The 1,038-nt window shown below is 70.8% G+C and carries 1 protein-coding gene and 1 pseudogene; both read right to left on the reverse strand.

What is annotated here, in order from left to right; all coding sequences use genetic code 11:
* Positions 1-40: 40 nt before the first annotated feature.
* Positions 41-724, reverse strand: coding sequence for a conjugal transfer protein TrbF (trbF, locus tag AX735_RS14470; protein WP_066281745.1), 684 nt, complete (start codon positions 722-724; stop codon positions 41-43).
* A 6-nt stretch (positions 725-730) separates the two neighbouring features.
* Positions 731-1,038 (reverse strand): annotated as a pseudogene (locus AX735_RS14475) (P-type conjugative transfer protein TrbL); the annotation flags it as partial.

Here is a 1,038-nt window from a genome sequence, read left to right on the forward strand (position 1 = left end):
AGCAGGACCGCCGAGGCGGAACGGCGAAATGGCGTGTGCGTCATTGCGACAGCTCCCTTGACCAATTCAAAGCGTTGACGAAGACGCCGAGCGGGTTCTTGCGCAGGGCGTCGGGCGTGCGCGGCGGCTGCACGACGATGGTGAGGATCGCCGACCAGCGTTCGGTGGCGGCGAGGCTCCCGTCCTGATAGCGCCGCTCGGTCCAGGCCACGCGGAAGCTGTCGGGCGATGCCCGGATCACGCTCGACACGTCCACCGCGACCTGCACCCGGCCGACATTGGCGAAGGGGTCGTTGGCGCGGGCGTAGTCGTTGAGCGCCACCGCGCCCCGATCGGTCGTGAAGTCGTAGGCGCGCAGCCAGTTCTGGCGGACGATGACCGGATCGGCCGGGATCGCCCTGACCTGCTCGATGAAGCGGGCGAGATGGAACGCGATCTGTGGATCGGTGGGGCGGTAGCCAGCCTCGGCCGGCGCGACGGCCTGGGTCTCGCCGAGCCGATCGACCTGCACCACCCACGGCACGATATGCCCACGCGCCGATTGCCAGACGAGCCCGGCGGCGAGCCCGCCCGAGAGCGCCAGCGCGCCGAAGAAGGCGAGGCGCCAGTTCTTCGCCTGCACGCGCGCGGAGCCGATGCGGTCGTCCCATTGCTGGGCTGCGCGCTGATAGGGTGTCGTGGGTTCGGGCGTCTGGCCGTAGCGGATGGTGGGGCGTCGGAACATGGGAGGTCAGTCCTTCTCTTTGATGTCGGGACCGGCGCCGCCGCCGTGGCTGTCGCCAGCCTTCATGGTGTGGGCGAGGACGGTCGCGCCGTGGCTGACGGCCTGGCGGCGTTTCATCGCGGCGGCCCATTCAGGCTGGGCGGATGCGCCGGCCGACGCGGAACCGCCAGCGGTTGCAGCCGCCGGGGCGGCGGATGCCGGCCCGCCGGTGATCGTGCCGCCGGTTGCGGTGAATCCGGCACGGGCGCCGGAGCGGAAATTGGACTTGATCGCCTCGCCGCCCTTGGCGGCCGCCTTGCGCAAGGGCGAAAGGA

This window comes from Blastomonas sp. CCH1-A6, assembly GCF_001556365.1.
Classification (GTDB): domain Bacteria; phylum Pseudomonadota; class Alphaproteobacteria; order Sphingomonadales; family Sphingomonadaceae; genus Blastomonas; species Blastomonas ursincola.

Excerpts from the sequence above, each read along its gene's own strand:
- trbF (WP_066281745.1), bottom strand. The coding sequence starts at position 724 with ATGTTCCGACGCCCCACCATCCGCTACGGCCAGACGCCCGAACCCACG.